We start from the raw sequence: 24219 nt of genomic DNA on the forward strand, positions 1-24219 counted from the left end.
CACTATTCCAATACGTATAAATGACTATTTTAATGAGGGATCATTAAATGCGTATTCATGTATTAAGTTTATGGCACAACTCAACGCGATTGGACACCCGTATTTTATAAAAAATGTTTTGAACATGCTTTGCTACAGTCCGTTCCGCAATAAATAATTTTTCTGCTACACTCTTGTAGGTTTCGCCCATATATACCATAAAGGCAATCTCTTTTTCCCTATTGGTAAGCTGATAATGTGAGCAATTGATCCTGAATTTTTCTTCCCTATTCAGGCGATCAATTTCCTTTGTTCGCTTCTCCACTTCCTGCTGCAAAATCTGGTTCCATTGCTTTAAATACAACTCCGATTCAAGAAGACGTTCATGTTCCAGCCGTAACTGGGAAACATTCCGCTTAACATGCAGAGCCAACAACAGTAAAAAACCTGCATTGGTAGCCGTGGCTTCAATTGCCTGTCCAAGATCGAGGTAGGTAATTATGGGCAGTGTAAGCCAGGGGCTTAAACAGAGCGCAAGAACAATTAGTTCTTCCCTCGCCTCCTGCGATTTGATTTGGTTGTCATATTTAAGCCGTATTGCCTTATAGACTGAATACAATACCCAAACCGAATATAATGTCGGAACAATAAGTATATTTTTTGCTACTTCCAGATTGCCCGTCATCGCAAAAAGAATAACAAAAATGAAATAAGATACGGCCAGGAAAATGAAAACACCAACCCGTGCGTGAAATTTCATGGTCTTCAGATCAAATCCCTTGTATACATAATAAGGAAAATAGCATGGCGTAAAAAAACCTGTAGCATATGCCACGCACTCCTGTACAAAAAATCCTCCGGGTAGTTTTGGATCCGGAAGCAGCCCACCAGAAATGTTGTACGCCAAAAGGAACAAACAAAGATAAAGATCAAGGATAACCGTTTTGTCATCTTTTCTCGCCAGGCGGTAGATACACAGGTAAGATAGGATTACAAGTTCAACCGCAACAAAGCAAAACGTAACCAGATGCATTTCTGTACCGGGAACAAGCATGGCCAACACTTTTTATCGTAGGTACTTCATAAAATATAAGGGATACCCCATATCTATAGTTTTATATGTAACAAAACCATTCTTCTCGTACCAGGGAAGGTTCCTTTGGGTAGACGTTTCAAGGCACACTGTTCTATCCAACAAAGAGCCCCGATTAACAAGTTCTTTGAGCAATTGGGTGCCCACACCACTTCCTTGCGCTGAGGGATCTACACCAATATACCAGAGGTAGTATAATTTTGAGTCGGGGTGATGGCTCTTGATTATCGACTCCCGCTTAATTGTTTTCGAAAGGTTTTTTAACCCTATGCAGCTAAAGACCAGTCGAAAATCCTGAAATATGCTTAAAGCATTTGTCTTTTTTTTGTCTGGTAGAACAATAAGAGCACATCCACGGTCCTCTTCTGATAAAAAAATCTCACCATTACGTTTACAGAAATCGAAGGAATAGGACATAAGCGCGTTGAGCTTTTTTGTTCGCCTTCTATCTTCGCCAATGATATAATTTACACTTTTGTTGTCAGTAAATGACCTGGCTAAAATCTCAATAACGGTTTTCCTATCGCTATTTTGGGCTTCACGCATCTGGCAGTTTTTAAAGGAATTGTCTCAATATCTATGCCCAATCAAAAAAAAGAGTTGCGATTTTGGGAGCAATAGTTGTGATTTCTGTAATATTTTTTGCCCGAATGGTCTTTGAAGAATCTATTTCCTGTCGCGTGTGCAAAAAAGTGAGCCGACATACCAGTGTCGATTAAAATTGCCGCAAACTATTTGCCTGGGCACTCTAACATTCTATCTTCGCAAAGCGCCCGGAGGAACACCAAAACGCTTCCTGAATGCATGAACAAAATTTGAAGTCAAAGGAAAGCCTGTCAGGGCTGCAATTTCTTTAATAGTTCGATCTGTTGTAAGGATAAATTCTTTTGCCTTTAACATCCGCTGATCGGTAATCCATTTATAAACACTTCGATCAAAAAAACGCTTAAAACCCTGCTTCAATTTCACCTCGTTGATTCCGACCATCCTGGATAATTCTTTTGTGGACGGGGCCTTCTTCTCCACGCGTTTCTCAAGGATCTCCTTTGCCTTATGGATCATCGAGATTTCAAAATTTGTGAACTTCGTGGCCTCCTGCTCTTCAATGAATGTACTTTGTAACAGTATAAACAGAAATTCTTTAATCTTAAGCTCCAGATAAAACTGCCGGGCAGCTTCTCCATCCGGAAGGTTCCGGATCTGTTGCCAGATTTTTAATACTGCAGATGGGATCCTTTTTAGCCGGTGTCTTAATACTTTGTCTTCAGAGGTTCTGATAATATCTTTTAATTGAGGATATATTCCCTGCAATTGTTTAAGCAAAGCAGTAGAAAGAAAAACATCCAATATTTCGAATGTGCCCGGCTTTTTTACAAAGTAGGTGTACGAATTATTTCCGCCATAAATTATAAGATAGGAGTTTGAATACAAGGGGAACTTCCCAAAATTGCTTACTTCCTTAATGGTTCCATTAGCTAGCATTAACGTAATATAAATACCGCGTTCACTCAGATTACCAACCGCAGTCATTTTACAGGAAAGGTTACCGGAAATTATTCGATACCGAAAATCAATTTCATCAACTTCCTGCACTAATATTTGATTCGCTTCTTTTCTAAAAAATTTAAAAGTAGCGCCATTAATGAGCGGTGTCCCAAAAGCATGTGGAACTTCATTTTCTGGTTCAAGGGCAATATTATCGTATAATAGAAATTGTATACTCATCTCCACGGTTTAGAAAATTGATGGATATACTTGCCATTAAATTACTAAAATCAGCAATCAGATAAAATAATATTTGGTGAAATGCCATATTCGCAATGTGAACGTTCATTTGCACAATGTGTAAGACAACGACCTTGAATCCTGATACTGTCAGTATATAAAAATAAATCTCCCAAATTCACAACTATTGCTCCCAATATCGATATAATCATATTTAACTATAAAATACTTTTGAAAAAGCAAATTTGTTAGCTGTCCATAGATTTAAAGTATATCTGAATTATAGTTTATACAAATAACGATAAACCTATAGCCTGCATTTCATATTCCTGAATGTTGAGACCGGCGTCAGGATTAGAAAAAATTTTTAATACTCCAAACGTGATGATTCCTCTTGAATTAATACCTCCTAAATCTGCTTGTCATAATGTTCAGAAAAGTTCATCAATACCAGCAGCTCAGGAATTTGTTATCCCATCTGCAAAAGTGCAGTTACTGGAATGGACATTTAGTGGAGTAAACTACATCCTACAGCAGGTATATAATACAGAAGGATCTCTAGTCGTTTTTCTAACTGTTCAAATTTCAGATTACACCCTCATCAAGGTCAAATGCAATAGAGCAATAACCGTATTTCAATATACACTGAAGGGAAACTGTTTTGGTTACCTGAAAGGACATGGATGCCTTCATCTTTTTCATGACACCTATACCTTGCAATATATTCCAGAAGGAGATCATCAGGTATTATTTGCTCCGGGAACATATCATTACTTGTACCTGGACCCAGGGCTGGCAATTGTTTCCCTTTCTCCCTTCGATGAGGGAATAAAAAAAGTACTATTGAGCCTTAATGATTTCCAGGAAGCCGGTTGCCTGGCAGAAAGACTTCCTTTTGATCATAAGGTGACGACCCTGATTTCTAAATTAAAGAATCTTACTCCCGACAGTGTGCATTCTCCATTTAATATAAGAGCCTTGATAAACGAATTTGTACTTCACTATTACGAGCAACTTCACAATAAAAAATCAAACCCCGAAGGAACCAAATTGATTGCAGAGCTCAACGCCTTTATTGCCAATAATATTGAATTTCCTGTTCCGGAATTGATAGCCAGGCTTAAAAAACAATTCTTTATATCAGGAAAACTACTTAGAACTCATTGGAAAAAAACCGATTTCAAAAACCTGCGGGATTCGTTCAACCAATTAAGAATGCACTTTGCCCTTTACCTGCTTGTAATAGAAAAATTAACCATTTCAGATGTAGCGAACAGATTAAACTATGCTGATCAATATAATTTTAGCAAACTTTTCTCCCGATTCTATAAAGTTTCTCCCAAAATGGCCAAAACTCTGGTTAAAAATTAAAGATGGACTGAAGTGACCAAATGGGAGATTTTTATTACCGAAAAAGTCACTTCAGTCCATTTTTATCGGTATTCTGATGCGCCATCTTTGTGTTGACAAACGGAATAGAAACTATACCTATTTGTCAAGCTCTCTAAGCGTTCCACCAGATAAGACGCACGCTGTACTTAATTGTTTCTTTTAATACTGAATGCCTATGGTATTTACATGACTAAAAACAACGAAGCACTTCTTATCAGAGATAACAGGTGCCGAGGGCTTGTCGGCCAAAAGACCTTTAACTAAATCTACATTTAAACTAAAGTTTTTTAATGGTAATCTTTTTTTGATTTAAAAAAAGACCTCAAAATGCAAATCATGCATTTTATAAAGAAGAACCTGGTTGCAATCGTTGCTTTAGGTGTATTGAGCGTAACTAGTGTTGCTTTTACCACTTTTAAAAGCGCTCATCCTATGGCTATGCAGTGGTATGTATTAAATTCCGGTGGTAACCCGGCAAATGCAAACGATTATACGCTAAGCTCCACCAGCCCTCCCGGTCAGGATCCGGGCTGTCCTACAGCGGTTTCGTCAACAGTGTGCTCGATCCAGGCAAATCCAGGAACAGGCGGACACCCAAGTGCATCGGATGTTAATGCCATCAAGCTTGCCAGCAGTAATTTTACAACAACAGCTGCTAATCTTGAATATAAAAGGCCATAATTTATACTAAGGCTGCTTCGGCAGCCTTTTTTTAATTTCGTGTATTTTGCTGTATTCCGGATAATTCTACAACGACCGGAGGAATTAAAAATGTAAACCGGGAGGAGTTGGGTAATAATTCCATAAGTTGCCCACTAACCAAACGCCGCAGCGTAACAGGATATTTGCCCTCCTTATTTAACCTCCTGATATCAAACCACCGGATATTTCTGAATGTTAATTCCTTTCTTCTTTCCTGTAATACCCTTGCAATTATCTCATCCTGAGAATTCAAATTGGCGGGAGAAAAACTCTCTGCCACAAAACGATTTTTAAGTAAGCTATTCAGGCTTAAAAGGGCCTCCTGTAATTTACCGGCCCTCGCGTTACATTCTGCCCGGATAAGGTATATTTCATCAGTAGCCACGCCTATAAAAGGAACGTCATAATAATTAGAGCCATCGTAACTACCTTTAAAACTGTGGGTGCCATCTGTATTCTTTGTAAAGAATATGCTTTTTCTCAAATCCCCTTCTGCATAACTGTTATATAAAATCGTATCCGTTTTTGCCGTGGGTGAAAAAATTGCAGCACTCTGCAGAGCGCTACATTGCCATAATACTTCATCATTAAAGGTCTGGAACGGGGTGGTGGCGCTGCTGTTTATATTGTTGTAATCGATCAGCACATCATGTATACTTAAACAGGAGTCTGCATAAACTCCTGCCCGCTCAAAATCATTCATAGTCAGGTAAACCTTTGCTAACAGGCCATAAGCGGCAGCCTTTGATGGCCGGGACCTGATCGTACTTGTGACTGGCAGCAATTGGGCCGCTCTTTTCAAGTCCCCGGTTATCTGGTCGTAAGTTTGCGCCTGGGTTGCCCTCGAAATTTTTTCATCAACATCACTGGAGAGTCTGAGTGGTATGCCGGGAGTGTCCTGTGATACATTTTTATCATAGGGGAGCGAAAAATAGGCGGCAATGTAAAAAAAAGCAAAGGATCGAAAAAATAAGGCTTGCCCTTTAATATTATTGATAGTAGCTGCATTAGTTCCATCTTGCGATACCTTTTGAATAGTCTCCAGTGCAAGGTTAGCATATAACACTGGTTGGTAAAGCAAGTTCCAGGCATCGTAATTTGTGGCATCCTTATCCCACGAATATACCTGCCGGGCTGTAATAGTCAGCCGGTTATAATCATCGTTAAGCAGGTAACTATCACCATCCGATTCCTGGCCGGTAGCCGGGTAAAAACCGTTCATCAGTTTGTAATTATCCAGCAAAGCCTGCGCATCTGAAAGGGACGAGGGTACCGCTAATCTTTTATCAGGCTTAGCATCAAGGTACTTTTTACAGGAGGACATTGAAATAATCAAAACCAATATTAAAAAAAGTGTGAGTGCCGGGGTTGAGTATTTAACAGTTTTCATTTAAAAAAAATTAAAGGTTATTAAAAATCTGCCTTCAGACCAAAGGATACATTGAGTGGTGCAGGGACATTGTATCCGTAGTCCGGATCAATTCTTTTCTTATTTGCCCGCCATAGCAACCCTACATTTGACAGATATGTATAGAGCTGTAGCTTCCCTATTACTGATCCAGCCCTGATATGTTGAAATGTATAGTTTAGGTTTATATCCTGTAACCGCACCAATCCTCCTTTTTCCACTGAAGCTTCGGAGTTCGCATAAAACTTGTCCCTGTAGGTATCGGCAGGATAAATCAGAGCAGGAACGGTTGTTATTTTTTCATCACCAGGCTTTTGCCATCTTTTCAGATAATCACTATTCATGCTCCAGCTGTTAAATAGCTGGGAGTAATCAACCGTTTGCCTGCGAAAAACATACCCGAATTTATAACTGATGTTAAAGGATAATTGCCAGTTCCGGTAGGTGACGCTATTCAAAAACCCTCCGTACCAGGGCGGCCTTGTGGTGCCCTGAACCAAAATATCATTCCACGTAGCATTATTAATAATCGAGGCGTAAGAAGTAGATTTTTGTCCATTAAGAAATCCAACAGGATTGCCAGCTGTATCAAGCCCATCTGAGCGAAAGCTTATGAGTGCATAAGGATCTTTGCCCTCAATTGGAGCAATAGTGTACCCATTGCTTACAAGACTGCCAGGAGGATAAGTTTTGGCTATGTCATACTTTGTAACCTTGCTCCTTGTAAAACTTACGAGTAGTTGAGCATCCCATTTTACAGCTGAATTGATTATTCTTGCGTTGAGTTTAAGATCAAGGCCATACCCCTTCATATTGGCACTATTTTTCATTATACCATTAAAACCAAGGGCGGGATCAATCGGCGTGTAACCCAAAAGATCGGTAGACTTTTTACGGTAATAATCTACCGATCCAGACAACCTGCTGTCGGCTAATTTAAAATCAAGACCAAAATTTAATGTAGCTACCCGCTCCCAACGAAGGTCAGGGTTCGAAAGATTTTTAATGACTGCCTCCGGAAGGAACGTTGGCCGACCTCCTGAGCCATAATTGATAGTGGGAACAGCAGCCACATCATTTTTTATATTGCCATTGAACCCATAGGTGGCTCTTAAAAGGAGCAGCGAAAATGCGGGCAATTTAAATAAGGAATTATCAGAAAGTACCCACGAGAACCCTGCCGACCATAACGGAACCCCTCTTTTGTTGGCGTTTACGCCGAAAAGGTTTGATGCATCTTTGCGGGCGCTTGCTGAAAATGTATAGGCACGATTATAAGTATACGCCGCATTTGCATATATAGAAGTAAACCGGTTGAGCATATCCGAAAGGTTGTCCTGATACGGGACTACTCCGTAACCGAAAGAACCATAAAGTGGGTGATAATTCACATAATCAATAGGAGTAACTGTCAAATTATCATCGTTATACCCATAAAACCGGTTGGCTTGTGAGGTGGTATGCGTATTTTGAACTTCTGCACCCCCAATGGCAGTTATACTGCTATTGTGGTTTAGAAGCCTGTTATAGGATATTTGAGCCCTCGCCGAGTATGCCGTAATTTCATTTGTGCTATTATCTAATATTCCGCCGTCGGGTATGGTATGAAAGTAGGTATTGCCATCGGTGTAAGTATATAGATTGTACAACCCTCTAACAGTGTAGGTGTTTGGATTGTAATAATTACGCCCCTTTGTAAAACTTTTTTCATACTGCAGGCTGCCCGTAATATCCAGCCCGCCCAATATATGATATTTTAATCCCCCCTTTATTAAAAGGTCATTCAACAGGGTGTGGTTATCTGCATTTTTTAATTCATCCAATGGGCGGTAGAGCCAACTTTTCAGAACGTTTCTGTCCACCGTGTCAAGATAGGCCATCCGGTAGTCCTTTGGCAGTGGCAACGCGTTGCCCCCGTCATCCGCCAAACGTGCATACGGATAATAATTCGCTTTGCCCCCGGAAGGTGATAAAACACCAATTCCATTACTTGTAGTTTTTTGGGTAGTGAAAAGCACCTCGTTATCAATTTCAAATTTTGGCAATGGGCGAAAATTGGTAACACTCATCAACGTTATTCTTTGGTTGTCATTGCCCACCAATGAAGCCCGCTGTTTATCATAACCAACATTGAACCGGTAATTAACTGCGTTTGATCCACCGGAAACTGCAAGGGCATATTGTTGCTGCAGTGCGCTTTGGTATAAATACCTGGAAAAGTCATTGCGAACGTCATAACCACGCAGTGCGTCAATTTGTTTTGCAGCCTCTTCAGGCGCTATAGTACCAGCTTTTTGTTTTGCCAGTATTTCAACAACCGGCGAAAGCACCGGCCAGCCATACTCATCGGCCAGCGCATCGTTATAAAACCCTCTTTCAAACAAGTTCTTTTCCAGGTCGATAAAATCAGTGGAAGGGATAAACTGTTTACTGTAAAACAGGTCAGGCTTGCGCTGCCACGTAGCAGATGTGTTGAGTGATATGCGTACCGGATTGTTGTAGGCGCCTTTTTTAGTTGTTATTACAATAACACCATTGCCTGCTCTTGCCCCCCATATGCTGGCAGCTGCTGCGTCTTTAAGAACGGTAATGCTTTGTACGTCGTTTGGGTTAATGTTGCTAACGTCCCCCAGGTACGGAAAATTGTCCAAAATAATTAACGGCTGGCTTGAGGCATTGAGGGTACTTAAACCGCGAATAAAAATTTCATTCTGATCGTTTGTTTTATTTACAAACAAGCCGGAAACGACGCCATCAAGCCTACTTAAAACATCTGGCGATACAATTCTGTTAAAAACAGCGCTGTCTATCTTTTCAAAACTTCCGGTTGCCTTAAGCTTATTCATCGTCTGGTAACCGGTTGATACTACGGTTACTTCACTTAACCGGCCCTCCAGCCGTTCCAACTCTATGCGCAAATGACCGCTGAATGCCAAAACAGGAATTTTTTGCGCTATAAAACCTGAATGGGTTATAATGAGGGTATCCGGAAAATAAACGGACGGCAAGTTAAACATACCGGTTGCGGCAGTTTGGGTGGACTGTCCTGAGCGTGCAGTTGTTACAGTAGCATTTTCAAGTGGCTCCCTGGTGTCTGCCACAATTATTTTCCCCGTAACGGAAGTTTGAGCAATACCGGCTAAAGAAAGAATGGTGCATACGATTGATAAAAATATTTTCATATAGGCATTATTTTTAAATGAAGAATTAGGTTTAAGTAAAACACTATCGGGCTGTTTGAATGGTCAGCATAGTTACCCGACGTGGTTTTAGGGAAAGAACCAGCCCATGTTTTAACAAAGCGGCATTGAGCGTTGGAATCGTTTCATTTCCGTAAGCAGAAATAACCGTTTCCATATTTGCGGTGCTCTCATTTAATACGGGGGTACCATAATCTTTATGCCCCAGCTGGTATAAAAGACCGGATAGCGATATTGCACCCGAATTTGCATTATCAACAGAAAAGTGTTTTCGCTTTGATGGTGCGAGCGTATCCTGCAATACCAGGCACATAGTTAGTTCTGTTGCCCAGCTTGTTTTTAGGTTAAAATAACTATCCAGGTCATTAAGTATTTTCTTTCTTAACATTGATTCACTTAAAGTAAGCGGCATCACGGTTTCATAACAGTAACGGTTTGCCATATCCCACCGATCCATATAATCAACCCCTTTGGTATACACATAATGATCTTTGTCCGGCACATCCAGTTTAATATATCCGGGGGAAAGATCTGTTTTACCATAGGCCAGTAAATACATGCCGATAATGGGGTAATTGGTTATATAAAAGCGCTGGGTGTTTTTTAAGGAATCTTTTGAAAACTCATACCCAGGTTCCCTTGTATTTAACCAGGTGCTGAATGTAGTGTAGCTGGCATTGCGAGGTGCTTTATAAAAAGCATGTTCCTCATCAGCAAAATGCAGTAGTGGCACATCCTTTTCTACGGGGTCAATATCCTGTTTTACCGGCCAGTTTACGGAACTACCGGCTAAAACAGCATGTATGTTTTCATCATTTACATATTCCCCCTCTGTAATGGCAAGCACTTTTTTATCTGCGCCAATCCACACTTCGTGGGAAAGGTATTTATGCGGGAATTGTTCTTTTAATACCGCGTCCAGCATTACTGTAGACAGGTTTATTTTTTTGCCTATAGGGTTTGTTTTAAAAAAGCGGGTTACCCTTGCTTCATCTTCATACGTGATTAGCAGTATTTGCAGCTGATCTTTATATTTATTTTGAAGGCTATCCAGCCGGGGCAGTGCAGCTACACAACCCGTACAGGTAGTGGCCCAAAAATCCAGTATAACCAGCTTGCTGCGAAAGTCAGATAGTTGAGCTGTTTTAGAGGGGTAATTAATAAGGTTTGTAAATGTTATATCCGGTACGGTGTCACCTATAGTTAATGGCCTTATATTACTTTGGCCCGGCGCGTATAGGCATACCCCTGCCAGGGCATATGCCAGCAAATATTTTTTCATGTAATAGCATTTTAGGAATTAAGCAATGTTGTGGGAGAAATTGGCCATTTTTGAGAAGTGGTTAGCTAAATAGGGTGTTTTTGTATTTTAATGGCCGTACCAGATGCCAGAGCAAGGAAGGCCGCAGTTATGGTATCAAACAAAAAAGCAGCCCGCCCGTCCGGCAAAATTCTATTGTGGCTGTCGGGGCTTACAGGCATACATAAATAGAAGTTTCGCATTGTAGGCGGCGTGGGCAGTAAAATTTGTGGCAATTCGCTGCATTAGTAATCAAAGTATCGTTATAAAATATTGCAGCGAGGCGAGCATAAAAAAAACGACATGGGGCCCGACCCGCCTCTCCGCTCCGACCAAGGTTTGGATTTAGCGGGTGAGCGCCGCATGCCGTTTTAATGCTAAATATATATAAAATACATACTATAGCTAACGTGCATGGGCATCACCCGTTGCATCTGGTATCCTTATGCTTTTGGTCGGAGCGGACCAGATACTAACTTGTAAGCCTTATAAAACAATGGCTTATTAAATTATGATGAGTTCATGTTTCTAAACCAGTTTTCCCAAATTTAGGACAACGACCCCTAATAAACAAATAATATTTGTATTTTTACCAACTATATTTGTTGGCTTTATTTTTCAGTGGCTTAGCAAATTTCCACATTTGCTTATGGCCATTCATTTTGGAAAGTTAATAAAGGATATTGCCGCGAGCAAAGGATTTGATTCACAGCAAAAGCTTGCCATTGCATTACATACATCTCAGCAAAATATTAGCGATATGTTTGGCCGTGAAGAAGTTGACACTGCTTTGTTAAAAAAGGTGACCGAAATATTAGATTTCAATTTTTTGGAACCCTTAAGAAATGAGCCTCCATTTCTGAAATATAAGGAACAGGAAATGGCTGAATGGAATGCAAAAATTGAACAGCTGCAAAATCAGCTAAAAGAAAAAGAGGTGCTGTTGGCTACTAGAATTGAACTGGTAGAAACGCAAAGAAAATTGATTAATGAGCTGGAGGAGAAGGTAAAGCGGCTTAGTGACGGAAAAAACCCTTTGTAAGCGAGCTCCGATAAAAATATACTACTGTACATTTACAAAAGAAACTCAAGCTATTGAACAGCTGGCGAATACCAATACATGAACAGCAACCTGGCAACGATAAAACTTTCTTATGAAAAATCTGTTTCTTTCCATTTTTGTAGTATCGCTTCTGGCGGCATGTTCTAAAAAAGAGCAGCCCCCTTTGGAGCAGGATAAAATAGAAATGGCTTCTATAAAAGTGGAGGATACCATTGCACTTAATCAAAACATCAATGTAGAAGTTAACGCAAACGGTACCGGAACTCCGTATACCTATATCTATCATCTAGAAAAGCAGGGTGTAGACAAAGGAACAATCGCCAACACAGACGGCAAGGCCGCCATCAGCACTAAGGGGCTGGCAGCAGGTCAATACAGTTTAGATATTTTGATAAAATCCAAGAATGGAACCTTTGTGCAAAATAGTAAGCCAATCACCATTCTAAATCCTGATTTTGGTGTTGCATTATTTGGCAACTCCAAGGAAAAAGTATTAGAAACCGAAAAACTGGTAAACAAAAACGAACCCTACCAGGCGTTAATCGGATTTGAATCCAAGTGGAAGGATATTAGTGGCATTGAGAAAGTTCAATTCAGAAATGGCAATAACGTTGAAAATTACGTATACTATTTTCTAAATAACAAACTCATCGCAGGGGAAGCCTTTGTACCAGAAGTTACCAACTGTTATGCCACTTATGACTCTGTAAAGAAAAAATACAATTCCTACTTTAATGGTTTCCCCGAAGTTCTTGCTACTTTTAAGGAATTTAGTGGATATGAATACACCGTACTTTACAATGCTGGAGACTATTTGTCCATTAGCAACTATATAAGGAATGGACAATTTACAGAAAACGCATCCTGGAAAAATACTATTTACCCCTATTACGTTAAAGGTTATGGAAATGCTTATATCAAGGTTGGATCTCAAAATAAAGTATACACCCATTTTGAAATTGGACTAAGCAGTAATTAGGATAAATACCAACTCCTCATCAGCACTATTATTTTAATTCAGGCTTTCAAAGGGTAACCAAATTATTTAATCAAGTTGTTTTTTTTAAACTTCGCAAAATAGATTTGCTTATATATATTTCGATGCCGACATTGCTGATGTTTGGTCACCGACCTCAACTTCAGTAAATTAACCCGTAGAAAATCAATGATAAAAGCAAAATCCAAGAAGTCTTATATGAAAACTACCTAGTAAAATCATTTTTGAGCAAATAAATAAACTTGCAGAGCATTGTACATCCAAAACTAATCGTAAATGTCCGTAATACCACCTCGCAATTCTCCACACGTTGTAATATTAGGTGCAGGAGCTAGCTTAGCAGCTTTCCCCAATGGCGATAAAAATGGCAGGAAGCTGCCATTGATGAATTCGTTGGTTGATATGCTTGGACTAAAATCAATTTTACCCAAAAAATACAGCCAATATTTTAATGATTTTGAAAAACTTTATGGAATTATTAATTCCGATTTAAAGCAGCAAAAACTAAAGGAAGAAATTGATCAGGCTGTATACAATTATTTTTATTGCTTACAGGTTCCGGAAAGCCCTACCCTATATGACTATTTATTATTATCCCTAACGAATAAAGATATTATCGCAACCTTCAATTGGGACCCACTATTACTACAGTGCATGCGAAGACATCCAAATGTAAAAAACTTGCCAAGAGTACATTTTTTACATGGAAATGTAGCCGTGGGTATCTGTTATGAGTGTAATATTTTAGGTTACATGTATAATCATCGTTGCCACAGGTGTAATAACCCATTTCAGCCTATGCGACTGCTTTACCCAGTAGAGAAAAAGGACTACAATTCAGATCTCGTAATAAAAAATGAATGGAACGAGTTGAAAAAGCATATACAGCATGCACTATATATTACTGTGTTTGGATATAGTGCACCCGCATCAGATGTGGAAGCAAAACAGTTAATGGTTGATGCAATTTTAAATAATCGATATAAGGAATTTTACGAAGTTGATATAATTGATATTAAAGGGGAAGATGAATTATATAGCAATTGGAAGAAATTCCTTTACAAACAGCATTATGGGTTTATCACTGACTTTCAGGATAGTTATTTATGGCAACACCCCAGGCGAAGTACTGAAGCCTTTTTCGACGCCTATTTAATGAATTCGCCCTGGAATGACAATCCATTTCCAGATTTTAGCAACATTGGCGACATGCACGAATGGATTAAACCCCTGGTAAATGAAGAAACCTAATTACTTATTAACAATAAATGCTAAAAAATTTGGGATTTTGCTACTGTGATGTATCTTCGCTTTGGTTATCAGCAGATTTACCAGGTTATTACCACACCAAAATAAGGGGAAACTAAGCCTGTATGGATATTAATGATATAAACAGAAAACCGTTACCTTGCCTCAGGCAAATTACAAATAAACAATGAAGTATTTGGGCGGCAAAATATATCAGGGTGATTGTTTAAAAGTCATGCAAAAGATTGAAAGTGAGTCTGTTGACATGGTTTTGTGTGATTTACCCTATGGAACAACCCAAAATAAGTGGGACAGTGTTATACCCTTGGATCAGCTGTGGGCAGAATATAGGCGTGTAATAAAGCCAAAAGGTGTTATTGCTCTTTCTTCCCAAGGTGTTTTTACTGCAAAACTAATAATTAGCAATGAGCAGTGGTTTAAGTACAAGTTTGTTTGGGTAAAAAGCAAACCTACAAACTTTCTAAACGCCCGCAAGCAACCTTTACGTCAGCATGAGGACATTTGCATTTTTTATGGCAGTCAGCCAAACTATACTCCAATAATGTCCCCGGGAGAGCCGTATAATAAAGGTGTGCGTAAGGCACAGTATACCGGTAGTTATGGAGATTTTAAACCGGTGCAGGTTAAAAGTGATGGTGAACGATACCCAACAGATACTTTATATTGTAAAACAGCAGAAAGTGAATCCGGCGGCAGGGTATGGCATCCAACACAAAAGCCAGTAGCTTTAGGCCGGTACCTTATTCGCATGTTTACCCAGGAGGGTGATGTGGTTTTGGACAATGCTTTTGGAAGTGGAAGCTTTTTGGTTGCAGCAGCACTTGAGCAGCGGCGCTTCATCGGTATTGAAAAAAATGAAGAAGTGCATTTATTTAAAGAAAAGCAAATTGACTATATTAAAGTTGCAAAACAACGATTGGCAGAGGTTGAGGATGCCATCAAAAATAAACAACAGACCCCCGCGCTTTTCTCTGCGCTCCAGCCTTCTGCAAGGGCGGGCCAATTAAACAAGCGTGGCATGGTTGATGTTAACGCTTTAATTAATGATGAATCGCAAATAGCCGTATGAGTTTAAGAACTGCTTACAATGAAAGATCCTGGGCCATTGATCTTATTGGTGTCCTCAAAAGTTTATCAACCCAGAACAACAGAGCTATTAAAGATGCTGGAGGGGAACAAACAATAAGAACAGACGGTGGTAGCTTGTTCCCGGATGTGCTTTTATTTGGTGATCGTACCACTGCCCGTATTCTTCAGGGGTGGGAGCTTAAGATGCCGGATACAGATATAAATGATGTCGATTTTCGTACAAATGCAGAAATGAAAGCACGGGCCCTTGGTTTAGATAGTTTTATTTTATGGAATGTAGCGTATGTACAATTGTATATACTCGATCCTGGAAGTAATGATTTTGTGCGCTCTAAAACCTGGTCGGATCTTGCTGACATAACTACTCGGCAAGGCATTCTTAGCAATAGAGCTAGATGGGAAGCCCTTGCAAAAGAAGTTTTCAAATACTTAAACGATTTGTTTGAGGGGGGTACCCTGGAGGGGCGCCAATTTATTGAGGCGTATCGTAGCGGTGGCGTAACAGCCTTGATTATGGAAAATGCAGGGCAGATTGCAGAAGCCTTAAAAGATGCAGCAAGGCGTGACGCGGTATTACGTGCAAATATGATACTTTGGTGGGACCGGTATCGTGCAGAGTATGCAGGCAGTTTGATGGAGCATGTACTGGCTCAGGTGGTTATCTCTAACTGGATTGGTAAAATACTATTTGCTCATATTTTAAGAGAGAAAGATCATAGAGCTCAACAGGTGGCAGCAATAAGCGAGGAAACAACGCCAGCAGAAGCTATTGAATTATTTGAGAAGTTATCAGAAGATTGTAATTTCTGGACCATTTTTTCTAATAGCCTGGGACTTGAGCAAATAACCGATCGGGCCTGGGATCAGCTAAAACAGTTTAATAAGCTTTTAGCAGACCTTCGCGTTGGCTCAGTTGATCAAACACAGCTATCAAATATTTTAGAAGCAACGGTAGAAGTAGCTACCCGCAAATTACGAGGACAATACCCAACACCTATTGAACTGGCGCGCTTACTTGCACACATATGTGTTCGGAATGTTGTTAACGATAGAATATATGACCCCTGTTGCGGAAGTGGAACAATTGCACGGGCTGCATTAGAACAAAAATTGGCTGCTGGTGTTTCTCCTGATCTGGCATCTAAAACTGTTTTTGCAAGTGACCAAGACCCACAAGCGATACAGATAGCGACTTTTGCCCTGGCTAGACCAGATCTTATGCATATCCCTCTGAGAATTTTTAAAAAAGATGCCTTTGATTTGGATCCAACTTTAGACATAGAATTTCGTAATCCATCTGATGGCACTCTGTTTTCTGAAAAACTTGGGGCGTTTCAGGCTATAACAAGCAATTTACCGTTTGTAGCACAAGCCGGACGTAAGCAATATGGAAACGCATTGCAAAAGGTAGTAGCAACAATGGGAATGGGCAAAAGCTTTACTGGACGTGCAGACGTGGCAGCGTATTTACCTTTTGCATTACATCCTTTACTTTCAGAAGGCGGCAGATTGGGAATTGTAATTACGAACGCCTGGTTAGGAACAGATTGGGGAGATGACTTCTACAAGCAACTTAATCGCTACTATGACTTGAAATGTGTTATTACATCCGGGGCTGGTAGATGGTTTAAGAATAGTGATGTGGTAACGAACATTCTTATACTGGACAAGAAAATCGACACCGATATTGAAAATAGAGAAGTAAAATATGTTGTATTAACCAGACCGCTTGAGGAAATGTCGGACGAGGACTCTGTCCAAATTGCTGCGGCTCAAATCGAAATTGGCCAAACGCAAAACGAGACTATGATGATTAGAGCCGTTAATATTTCGGATCTTGAAAGATTTCGTAATTTGGGATTAGGAGGAAATGCACAGTTTGTAAATTGTGATTGGATCTTAAATCTTCCCTTGGCACCATTAAAAAATACATTTTTTATCAAACGTGGCGAGCGAAGAGGAAAGAATGATTTGTTTTATCCTAAACCCGGGCATAATATCGAACCCGAATATATTAAACCACTTGCTAAGGGTCCTTCACATTTTAAACGATTGAGTGCAAAGGCGACAAAAGAGGCATTTTCATGCCCAAAAACAGAAGAAGAACTTGCTGATTTAGGACACAATGGCGCTCTTAATTGGATAAAGCGATTTAAAACGGACGAAGTCGTAAGCAAATTGACAAAGCCAGGAAAATTGTGGTATCAAATGGATGCTGATGATTTAGCAGAATTGGTAATGTTTATAAACTATAATGATCGCCTTTTTGTTGGCAAAGTCGATCCTCCTGCTTTTGCAGATCAGCGACTTGTTCCTTTGATCCCTAAAACATCTGTTGATATTGACCTGTATCATGCAATACTGAATTGCACTATTTCAATGTTTATCATTGAAGGAATGGGATTTGGCAGGGGATTGGGCGCTCTTGATCTTAATAAAGATCGTATTGAAAATTACATGCATGTGCTTGATGTGAGTAAGCTTGATGACAATAGCATCCAGAAAATAAAGGAAGCATTCTTGCCTTTAACTAAAAGAGATATTTTACCCGTAGCTGATGAGCTGGAACAACCAGATCGGCAAACATTGGACGATACAGTTATAGAAGCTTTCGGATTAACCGTTGATAGGCAACAGATTTATGATGCACTTTTAGCCTTGGTTGAAATTCGCAGAACAGCTCTTGACTAAATTCAAAGAATTTGACACTGTTTCATTATTAGAAGTCTTTGTATTTTTCAATAGCCTCAATACTCTTCTTGATTATTGCTACTTCTTGTTCTTTAGACTCGTTAATAGGAAGTGAAAATTTGAAAATTTCCAAAGAATGTAGGTTACCAACTGATCCACCGATAAGCTCTACACTCCCATCAGTTGATATCTCCGCCGTAGGATAATAAATAACAATAATAGGTATACTGAAGTTCGGGCGACCTAGATAGTCCCGAAGAATAGCAAGTCTATCATACTTCCGTTTATCCGGGTGTGGGTAAAAGTTCGATAATTTTTGTCCATCAATTGAAGAAGACAGGGTATGTTTTTTAAACTCAATGATGGCTACGGGCAAATAGTTGTTATTTAAAAGAATTAAATCAACGTCACCAGGATATAAACTATCTGATTTGGAAAGGAAACATTCTAAATTAGATGTTCCATAAATTAAACCTTTGCTCCCAATTTGTACTGGCCCTCCCGAATGTTGTTTTATCAATTTTTTGAAGTCTTCTATGCTAACAACTTCTGCTTTAAATTGAAGATTGGAAGTGTCCTTTGATGTCAAAGTAAGAATCAAAATAGAACTCATTTGATTTCCCCAATTGTAATCATCTCTAAAAATAATAAATCGAGTAGCCAAGCCATGCTGGCTAGAAAAATTCCATAATCTGTTAAGATACTCCAATCCGAATTCATCAATCATAATTTTCGGAAGATTATCTAGTACATCGCTATATTCGTAAGGAGTATCTAGTATTCGCTTTATCCAAACTTCTGGCGTCAATGAGAACGGCGTAGCAGACCAATTTATAAAAAAGTCAAAGGAAATTCCAAAGAGATTGTTTTCAAACAATAGCTCATTTCGAAACCATTTTTCAGGGCTACCACCTGTTGGATGCCTTTTAGGCATAGCTTGCCGATCTGAACATTTTGATAAATTGGGCTTGATAAGCATATTGACAAATTGATAACTACTATTTATTTATGGCATTAATATACAAGTCTCTATAATGACTTAAATTATACTTTACATCCTTTAGTGCAATCTGCCAATAAATCCATCCATTAATACTTTTCCGTTCAATGTACCTTGCTGCCCCGCTTGGGAACGAAAATATTTTTTTTTTGCCATTTGCTACTACCGTTATTGAGCCATCTTCATTCAATACTCCTTCAACTTCTGGGTTGGACATCGATGTCAGTTTTACATTAGCTTGTAAAATCCCTTTTTCAAGTATCATCTTTAATGTTACGGCCGTCCTCTCAAATGTATCATTTTTAACCATAATAGACTTATTTGACCTTTGGTGCAAGATAGAGTCAATAATTAAGTACCAGCTTATTCTACCTAATCTTTAAACAAAAATAAGCCAATATTAGGTTTTTTTGATTTATAGCAGCTCGGCTGCAACCATGGCCTTCTTTACATCAACAAGAGCGTACTCTCCATTTTCAATAAAATACCTTTTGTCAACTAAGTAAGGTTTATTCAGAATTTTATCCACAGCGGTCTTTGCAGTGCCTGTTTTATACTGTAAGGGTTCGTTTTTTGATCATTAGGATTAAATGCAATAAAGTCGTAAACGATAGCATTTGTAACTGTAGGGTCAATGGTAGAGAAGCCACTATATTTCACAACTTGTCCGCCTTTAGGATCGTAAACCTTCACAATGACTGCATTGTTAGTAGAGATAGAAAACCTGACATACTCGCCAATCGCCGCCTTTACAGGTACCTTTACGACAGAACTGTTGGTAGGTGTCACCACGGTCTGCTCAGTTTGCAGGCTTGTTTTAAATTTAAGGGAAATGGCTGTTTTTTGCGTTTGAATTGCTGATCTGCAATACATATGAATTGGATAAGTCGGATCCTCTTTATCATTTGATTTTGAGCAAGCCAGCATAAAACTGGGATTATGACAACTAAAATAGCTTTAATTTTTTTCATATTAGTATTGCATATGTTTATCAACCGGGCAAGATATGGCAGCAATTGTTCAGCAATCTATATGCTTCGCTCTGGACTTTAAAAATAGTTTTTTTAAGAAAGCAGGCGGTACCATTGTCACTAATATTCGTGACACGCCAATGATTAAAAAGATTTGAAATATGACTGTTTTGGTTATATCTTACAATGGCATTGTAAACCTACTTTGGCTTCCCTGAGAATTGCAGCAACCGAACTTTTGGGAAGCCAATTTTTTAAAACCCAGCCATTAAAAATGCTAATTTTTGAGATTTTATTAACCGAACTAATTACTTTAAACTATGAGCACTTTTTCAAAAATCATTATTGTATGTGATAACGCGGCTCTTTCGGCAGGGCACTTAGCATTTTTAATTTGCGACCTAAAAAACTGGTAAGAATTGGGGGGCTTGGGGTATAACTGAATGAAGATAAAATTTGCAACAAAGAGGTTTGTAATTTCAGCAATTATTATTTCCTGGTCTGACAACAGAAATTAATAAACAGCTTCATTGTATTGAAAATTCTCTCTTTCCCCTCTTTTCTGGCCAAATCGATTCCACAAACAGTAACACCATTAGTTTTTGCATGTAGCGTCATATAATAAATGGCCGAAACTAATATAGCGTTTACAGCTCTGAAATCGACATCAGAACCTTTAAGAGGTTTAGCCATTAATTTAAAAATATTTTCTCCAAATTCTTCCCGCTCCTCAATCAGGTTTTGCATTGATTTATTTTTTTCGCTGATCCCCCATAGGATGATCTTTTGCATTTCAACAGATTTCTCCAAATACTCAAAGTTATTTTTCAGCAACTCAAAAAGTGCTTCATTTGGCGAGTGCCCGAAAAAGTCCATTGTGTCTTCATCGAATACCGCCTGTTCCTGTTTCCAGAAATCAACCTGGTTCAGGTAAGCCTTAATAAGCCCATCAAGACTTTCGAAATAGTCATAAATGAGCTTTTTTCCTACGCCCGCCGTTTCAGCTACTTTATTAATTTTAATTGCCTGGAAACCGTCTTTCCGCAATATTTTGCCAACAGCTTTAATTAATTTCTGCTTTGTCTTTTCTTTGTTCCTTTTAATTATTGTTGTTGTCACGAGTGCCGGTTTTTAAATTAACTCCTGGAATTTTCTTATTTAGCAAATATATTCTTTCTCCCAATTGACGATTTTCGAGGCCGGGAAAAGAAAATCAAATTTACTATATTTTGTTACCATTTGGTAACTTATAATTACCTTAGTGGAAACTTTTGCCAAAAAAAATCAAAAAACCACTCCTTAACTATTCTCTGATGAAACACTTTATGCTTCTTTTTTTAATTGCGATTTCAATAGCAAGTTGCAGTAAACAAGCTGTTAAGGAAGAAAAACCGAAGTCTAAAATTACTGTAACAAAAAATGATTCACCATGGGTGAGCGAAGGTGTTAGTGCACACTATAATGTGGATGAAGACATTGTTCATGTAATATCAGGAAAGGGTACCGAAACTTTTACGATTTCTTTTAAAAAGAAGAATATTCCATTAGACGGAATAGTAAAAGATTTTTCTGCGGTTGTACAAAGTGCTCCTTTTTATGGTAGTGCAGCTATTTCAGAAAGATACTTGCTTGAAACAGACAAACCTAACAAACTGAAACTGCTTCTTTTTGAAGATCCTGAACAGCGAATTGCCTGTGACTTCGTTTTATATTTAAAAAGAGTTGATCAACCCAATACAGCAGAAGAAAGTATTGTTTTTAAGGGGCGGTTTGATGTGCGCTACGATTTCTTCTCTTTGAAAGATTTTAAAGACTAATACTCCGGTTCCAATGCCGTGCTGTTTTATCAGCCGTGTGCACGGGGAGATTAAATCATCTATTTCTTTGCAACATGCTAATACCTTATAAAATAGTAGTTTTCGTTTTTTTATTTTTTATTTTAAAATCCAATTCAATTGCACAAACTGGAGACAGTATGAAGCAAGAAAATAAGTTGATTGAAAAAGATACCATCCCAAACAAAAAGGCTTTCCAGACTTATAAAAAAGATGTTTATATCGATAGCGTAGCAAGAAAAGATCCCAGATACCGGAATCCCTTTAAAGCAACCATTCGATCTGCAATCTTACCAGGATGGGGACAAGTTTATAATCGGAAAATCTGGAAAGTGCCAATTGTATACGCGGAATTGGGCATAACCGCTGGTCTCTTTGTTTATAACTACAAATGGTTCAAGCGTTTTCAATATGCGTACTCCGTAGCGTTCAATATTCAACAAGGGAGGGATAGCCTGACCGGACCCAATTTCCCAAAAGTTCATGAAAAATTAAAAGAACCATTTTTTTTAATACAGGGAATCCAAGCCCAGGGACTTCAAAGTAATAGAGGGCAATATAGGCAGGATATGGATTACTCTCTTGTCTTTTTTCTTTTAGGTTGGGTTTTAAATGTAGTAGATGCAACAGTAGATGCCCATTTGAGTACATTCGATGTGGGCCAAAAATTGTCCCTAAAAATCCAGCCGCCACCATTGAATACGAACAATCAAATAGGAATGGGCTTGGCAATTCAGTTTAAATGAAACATAAATTTAGGAGGCATTGAATGGGCGAAATTAATTAGCAAATCCTTGTTATGATCTTTTGAAATATACTGACACCCGGCATCTATTCCGTAAATTCCTATGGTCATTCCAAGACTCATTCACAATTTGATGCCATTAAAGCTACTAATCCATGCGGTGCGCTCGCCACTCTCTCTATTCCGGGGCTTTGGCTGTTTGGGGGTAAAGATGTGCAGGTACCGGTACATTTATCAATAGAACATCTTGACGCACTTAAAGCAAAGGGCAAGCGATACGAATACCGTGTGTTTCCAAACCTGGGACATAATATGGCCTTTTCCGGATCACAGGAGCCCGTTACTGGTGCTATTAACTGGATCAATACGATTAAAGTCCGTTGAAGTACAAATGTGGATTTACAGGGCATCAAAAACTGAGAATAAATGAAATCAAATAAACTAAGTTTTTAGTTTTAATAAAATAGCTGTAAATTTCAGTCGGCTTCTTAGATAACAGGGCTTTATAAAATATTTATTTGACTGAATCAATATGTTCATACCCCTCTCTTTTACCACATGAAAAAATTAGTACCGCTTTTTATATTCGCCGGACTTGTTGCTTTGAACTGTTTTTCAAGCCCAAGACCAATTTTTGATCCACTACGGCTCAATAACGATGATAGCACAAAGAATAATTTCGACAGTGCAAAAGCAAATTTTTTCGCACGATACCGAACTTCAAATCCTGACAGTCAGCAATATTATGAGAATAGGGCCCTGCTCTATTTTTATAAAGTGGTAGACACGACCAAAAAACAAGTGATGGATGACAACATCCGCAAGGCGATAGTGTGGTTGTCCGATATGTATTGGAACAAATCATATCCGTCGACCTATAATCTATACAATTTTGTTGGCAAAACATATGATGACGATCCTAAACTCATTGAACTATTGACTGCAAGGTTTAAACCCGATTTCAGATCGCAGGAATTTATTAGTATTCATCAAAAGGAATTGATAGGATTGTTACACCAGAAGGATGTTAATTATATAAAGTATGCTTCAGTAAGAGCGGTGTTAGAAAATGCATATGATAAGGATCAGCTTTTTCGATCTCAGCTTATGAATGCAGAAAATGAAAAAGATGGAAGCATGGGTTCAAGACTTAAAGACAGCATCGGTTATTACGATAAAAAGAATAGTACTATTATTCATGAAATTTTAGATAAATATGGATGGCTGGGTACCGACAAAATAGGTTCAAAAGCAAGCAGCGCCATTTTCCTGGTTATCCAGCATAGCAATAGCCCTGAGTTGGAAAAGTTCAAACCTTTGATTGAAACTGCCTATGCGGAAAAGAAGATCAGCGCAGCGCAGTATGCTCTGTATATTGACCGATACAATGTATATACAACCGGTAAACAATTATATGGTACACAATTTTATTATGACCCGGTGAAGAAAAAAGAAATAATGTACCCTCTTCAGGATCCCGTAAACGTCAACAATTTAAGGAAAGGAATTGGGCTTGGACCGATGCGCCAGTGATTAAAAGTCTAAATGAGCGGTGAATATAGCCCGTGTTTCATAGTCATATTTAAATCGTTTTAAAGCCGTATAAATAAACGCATCTGCCCGTTATCATCCATTTCGCGGTTACCAATGGCAAACCCGGGAACCACCATGTATTTATTGTTGATCATAAAGCCAAACCGGATCTTTTGTTCTGGCTTTCCTAATAGAGCTTTGCCCACTTTTAAGATAAAACTGCCTGT

22 protein-coding genes are annotated in these 24219 nt (G+C 38.8%); 11 read left to right on the forward strand and 11 right to left on the reverse strand.

The features are described from left to right. Positions 1 to 55: 55 nt before the first annotated feature. From Q1V85_RS18015 to Q1V85_RS18025, 3 genes are all read right to left on the reverse strand, one after another. Complete coding sequence (locus Q1V85_RS18015; protein WP_300601953.1) at positions 56 to 886, reverse strand: LuxR family transcriptional regulator; 831 nt, start codon at positions 884 to 886, stop codon at positions 56 to 58. 159 nt (positions 887 to 1045) lie between these two features. Then, positions 1046 to 1618 carry a GNAT family N-acetyltransferase gene (locus Q1V85_RS18020; protein WP_300601954.1) on the reverse strand — a complete coding sequence of 191 codons (573 nt, stop codon included), beginning with the start codon at positions 1616 to 1618 and terminating at the stop codon, positions 1046 to 1048. A 210-nt stretch (positions 1619 to 1828) separates the two neighbouring features. Continuing rightward, entirely contained in the window at positions 1829 to 2797 is a 969-nt protein-coding gene (locus tag Q1V85_RS18025; protein ID WP_300601955.1) for an AraC family transcriptional regulator, read from the reverse strand. Positions 2798 to 3181: 384 nt separating this feature from the next. Here Q1V85_RS18025 and Q1V85_RS18030 point away from each other — a divergent pair, with 384 nt between their 5' ends. Together Q1V85_RS18030 and Q1V85_RS18035 are read left to right on the forward strand one after the other, a co-directional pair. Next, on the forward strand, positions 3182 to 4168 hold the full coding sequence (locus Q1V85_RS18030) for an AraC family transcriptional regulator (protein ID WP_300602130.1): 987 nt from the start codon (positions 3182 to 3184) through the stop codon (positions 4166 to 4168). A gap of 348 nt (positions 4169 to 4516) precedes the next feature. Continuing rightward, the gene (locus tag Q1V85_RS18035; protein WP_300601956.1) at positions 4517 to 4870 is read left to right on the forward strand and encodes a hypothetical protein; all 354 of its coding nucleotides are present in this window, start codon (positions 4517 to 4519) and stop codon (positions 4868 to 4870) included. Positions 4871 to 4901: 31 nt separating this feature from the next. On the opposite strand, the gene Q1V85_RS18040 is transcribed toward Q1V85_RS18035, so the two are convergent. From Q1V85_RS18040 to Q1V85_RS18050, 3 genes are read right to left on the reverse strand one after another with little or no spacing between them, the layout of a single operon-like run. Then, a complete protein-coding gene (locus Q1V85_RS18040; protein WP_300601957.1) occupies positions 4902 to 6281 on the reverse strand; it encodes a RagB/SusD family nutrient uptake outer membrane protein in 1380 nt (459 codons plus the stop codon). A gap of 20 nt (positions 6282 to 6301) precedes the next feature. Further along, a complete protein-coding gene (locus tag Q1V85_RS18045) occupies positions 6302 to 9481 on the reverse strand; it encodes a SusC/RagA family TonB-linked outer membrane protein (protein WP_300601958.1) in 3180 nt (1059 codons plus the stop codon). A gap of 43 nt (positions 9482 to 9524) precedes the next feature. Continuing rightward, positions 9525 to 10781, reverse strand: coding sequence for a TlpA disulfide reductase family protein (locus Q1V85_RS18050; protein WP_300601959.1), 1257 nt, complete (start codon positions 10779 to 10781; stop codon positions 9525 to 9527). 667 nt (positions 10782 to 11448) lie between these two features. Here Q1V85_RS18050 and Q1V85_RS18055 point away from each other — a divergent pair. The 5 genes from Q1V85_RS18055 to Q1V85_RS18075 all read left to right on the forward strand — a co-directional run bounded on the left by Q1V85_RS18055 (position 11449) and on the right by Q1V85_RS18075 (position 17908). Continuing rightward, positions 11449 to 11841, forward strand: a complete 393-nt coding sequence (locus tag Q1V85_RS18055; protein WP_300601960.1) for a hypothetical protein — start codon at positions 11449 to 11451, stop codon at positions 11839 to 11841. Positions 11842 to 11953: 112 nt separating this feature from the next. Further along, the gene (locus Q1V85_RS18060) at positions 11954 to 12841 is read left to right on the forward strand and encodes a hypothetical protein (RefSeq protein WP_300601961.1); all 888 of its coding nucleotides are present in this window, start codon (positions 11954 to 11956) and stop codon (positions 12839 to 12841) included. A 294-nt stretch (positions 12842 to 13135) separates the two neighbouring features. Further along, positions 13136 to 14110 (forward strand): hypothetical protein, encoded by a 975-nt coding sequence (locus Q1V85_RS18065; RefSeq protein ID WP_300601962.1) that lies wholly within the window; start codon positions 13136 to 13138, stop codon positions 14108 to 14110. A 184-nt stretch (positions 14111 to 14294) separates the two neighbouring features. Beyond that, positions 14295 to 15197, forward strand: a complete 903-nt coding sequence (locus tag Q1V85_RS18070) for a site-specific DNA-methyltransferase (protein ID WP_300601963.1) — start codon at positions 14295 to 14297, stop codon at positions 15195 to 15197. Next, positions 15194 to 17908 carry an N-6 DNA methylase gene (locus Q1V85_RS18075; RefSeq protein ID WP_300601964.1) on the forward strand — a complete coding sequence of 905 codons (2715 nt, stop codon included), beginning with the start codon at positions 15194 to 15196 and terminating at the stop codon, positions 17906 to 17908. The genes Q1V85_RS18070 and Q1V85_RS18075 overlap by 4 nt, the downstream gene beginning before the upstream one ends. A 28-nt stretch (positions 17909 to 17936) precedes the next feature. Here the strand turns inward: Q1V85_RS18075 and Q1V85_RS18080 are convergent, their stop codons facing one another. The 4 genes from Q1V85_RS18080 to Q1V85_RS18095 all read right to left on the reverse strand — a co-directional run bounded on the left by Q1V85_RS18080 (position 17937) and on the right by Q1V85_RS18095 (position 20998). Further along, complete coding sequence (locus Q1V85_RS18080) at positions 17937 to 18887, reverse strand: hypothetical protein (protein WP_300601965.1); 951 nt, start codon at positions 18885 to 18887, stop codon at positions 17937 to 17939. Positions 18888 to 18906: 19 nt separating this feature from the next. Beyond that, positions 18907 to 19218: a hypothetical protein gene (locus Q1V85_RS18085; protein ID WP_300601966.1), complete on the reverse strand. Its 312-nt coding sequence runs from the start codon at positions 19216 to 19218 to the stop codon at positions 18907 to 18909. A gap of 203 nt (positions 19219 to 19421) precedes the next feature. Continuing rightward, positions 19422 to 19835 (reverse strand): hypothetical protein, encoded by a 414-nt coding sequence (locus Q1V85_RS18090; protein WP_300601967.1) that lies wholly within the window; start codon positions 19833 to 19835, stop codon positions 19422 to 19424. 533 nt (positions 19836 to 20368) lie between these two features. Then, positions 20369 to 20998, reverse strand: a complete 630-nt coding sequence (locus Q1V85_RS18095) for a TetR/AcrR family transcriptional regulator (protein WP_300601968.1) — start codon at positions 20996 to 20998, stop codon at positions 20369 to 20371. A 194-nt stretch (positions 20999 to 21192) separates the two neighbouring features. Between Q1V85_RS18095 and Q1V85_RS18100 the strand changes: the two genes are divergently transcribed. From Q1V85_RS18100 to Q1V85_RS18110, 4 genes are all read left to right on the forward strand, one after another. Further along, the gene (locus Q1V85_RS18100; protein ID WP_300601969.1) at positions 21193 to 21696 is read left to right on the forward strand and encodes a hypothetical protein; all 504 of its coding nucleotides are present in this window, start codon (positions 21193 to 21195) and stop codon (positions 21694 to 21696) included. A gap of 158 nt (positions 21697 to 21854) precedes the next feature. Then, positions 21855 to 22460, forward strand: coding sequence for a DUF5683 domain-containing protein (locus Q1V85_RS18105; RefSeq protein ID WP_300601970.1), 606 nt, complete (start codon positions 21855 to 21857; stop codon positions 22458 to 22460). Between the two features lie 83 nt (positions 22461 to 22543). Then, the gene (locus tag Q1V85_RS25220) at positions 22544 to 22843 is read left to right on the forward strand and encodes a prolyl oligopeptidase family serine peptidase (RefSeq protein ID WP_366914017.1); all 300 of its coding nucleotides are present in this window, start codon (positions 22544 to 22546) and stop codon (positions 22841 to 22843) included. Between the two features lie 174 nt (positions 22844 to 23017). Continuing rightward, on the forward strand, positions 23018 to 23992 hold the full coding sequence (locus Q1V85_RS18110) for a DUF6624 domain-containing protein (RefSeq protein ID WP_300601971.1): 975 nt from the start codon (positions 23018 to 23020) through the stop codon (positions 23990 to 23992). A gap of 59 nt (positions 23993 to 24051) precedes the next feature. Here Q1V85_RS18110 and Q1V85_RS18115 read toward each other — a convergent pair whose 3' ends face one another. Continuing rightward, positions 24052 to 24198, reverse strand: coding sequence for a hypothetical protein (locus Q1V85_RS18115; RefSeq protein WP_300601972.1), 147 nt, complete (start codon positions 24196 to 24198; stop codon positions 24052 to 24054). Between the last annotated feature and the right edge of the window lie 21 nt (positions 24199 to 24219).

The organism is Niabella sp. (assembly GCF_030150205.1).
Classification (GTDB): Bacteria; Bacteroidota; Bacteroidia; order Chitinophagales; family Chitinophagaceae; genus Niabella.

What these genes read in the sequence shown, in the direction of transcription:
- Q1V85_RS18020 (WP_300601954.1), bottom strand. Translation starts at nt 1,618, where the DNA reads ATGCGTGAAGCCCAAAATAGCGATAGGAAAACCGTTATTGAGATTTTA.
- Q1V85_RS18025 (WP_300601955.1), bottom strand. Translation starts at nt 2,797, where the DNA reads ATGAGTATACAATTTCTATTATACGATAATATTGCCCTTGAACCAGAA.
- Q1V85_RS18030 (WP_300602130.1), top strand. Translation starts at nt 3,182, where the DNA reads ATGATTCCTCTTGAATTAATACCTCCTAAATCTGCTTGTCATAATGTT.
- Q1V85_RS18035 (WP_300601956.1), top strand. Translation starts at nt 4,517, where the DNA reads ATGCAAATCATGCATTTTATAAAGAAGAACCTGGTTGCAATCGTTGCT.
- Q1V85_RS18040 (WP_300601957.1), bottom strand. Translation starts at nt 6,281, where the DNA reads ATGAAAACTGTTAAATACTCAACCCCGGCACTCACACTTTTTTTAATA.
- Q1V85_RS18045 (WP_300601958.1), bottom strand. Translation starts at nt 9,481, where the DNA reads ATGAAAATATTTTTATCAATCGTATGCACCATTCTTTCTTTAGCCGGT.
- Q1V85_RS18050 (WP_300601959.1), bottom strand. Translation starts at nt 10,781, where the DNA reads ATGAAAAAATATTTGCTGGCATATGCCCTGGCAGGGGTATGCCTATAC.
- Q1V85_RS18055 (WP_300601960.1), top strand. Translation starts at nt 11,449, where the DNA reads ATGGCCATTCATTTTGGAAAGTTAATAAAGGATATTGCCGCGAGCAAA.
- Q1V85_RS18060 (WP_300601961.1), top strand. Translation starts at nt 11,954, where the DNA reads ATGAAAAATCTGTTTCTTTCCATTTTTGTAGTATCGCTTCTGGCGGCA.
- Q1V85_RS18065 (WP_300601962.1), top strand. Translation starts at nt 13,136, where the DNA reads ATGTCCGTAATACCACCTCGCAATTCTCCACACGTTGTAATATTAGGT.
- Q1V85_RS18070 (WP_300601963.1), top strand. Translation starts at nt 14,295, where the DNA reads ATGAAGTATTTGGGCGGCAAAATATATCAGGGTGATTGTTTAAAAGTC.
- Q1V85_RS18075 (WP_300601964.1), top strand. Translation starts at nt 15,194, where the DNA reads ATGAGTTTAAGAACTGCTTACAATGAAAGATCCTGGGCCATTGATCTT.
- Q1V85_RS18080 (WP_300601965.1), bottom strand. Translation starts at nt 18,887, where the DNA reads ATGCTTATCAAGCCCAATTTATCAAAATGTTCAGATCGGCAAGCTATG.
- Q1V85_RS18085 (WP_300601966.1), bottom strand. Translation starts at nt 19,218, where the DNA reads ATGGTTAAAAATGATACATTTGAGAGGACGGCCGTAACATTAAAGATG.
- Q1V85_RS18090 (WP_300601967.1), bottom strand. Translation starts at nt 19,835, where the DNA reads ATGCTGGCTTGCTCAAAATCAAATGATAAAGAGGATCCGACTTATCCA.
- Q1V85_RS18100 (WP_300601969.1), top strand. Translation starts at nt 21,193, where the DNA reads ATGAAACACTTTATGCTTCTTTTTTTAATTGCGATTTCAATAGCAAGT.
- Q1V85_RS18105 (WP_300601970.1), top strand. Translation starts at nt 21,855, where the DNA reads ATGAAGCAAGAAAATAAGTTGATTGAAAAAGATACCATCCCAAACAAA.
- Q1V85_RS18110 (WP_300601971.1), top strand. Translation starts at nt 23,018, where the DNA reads ATGAAAAAATTAGTACCGCTTTTTATATTCGCCGGACTTGTTGCTTTG.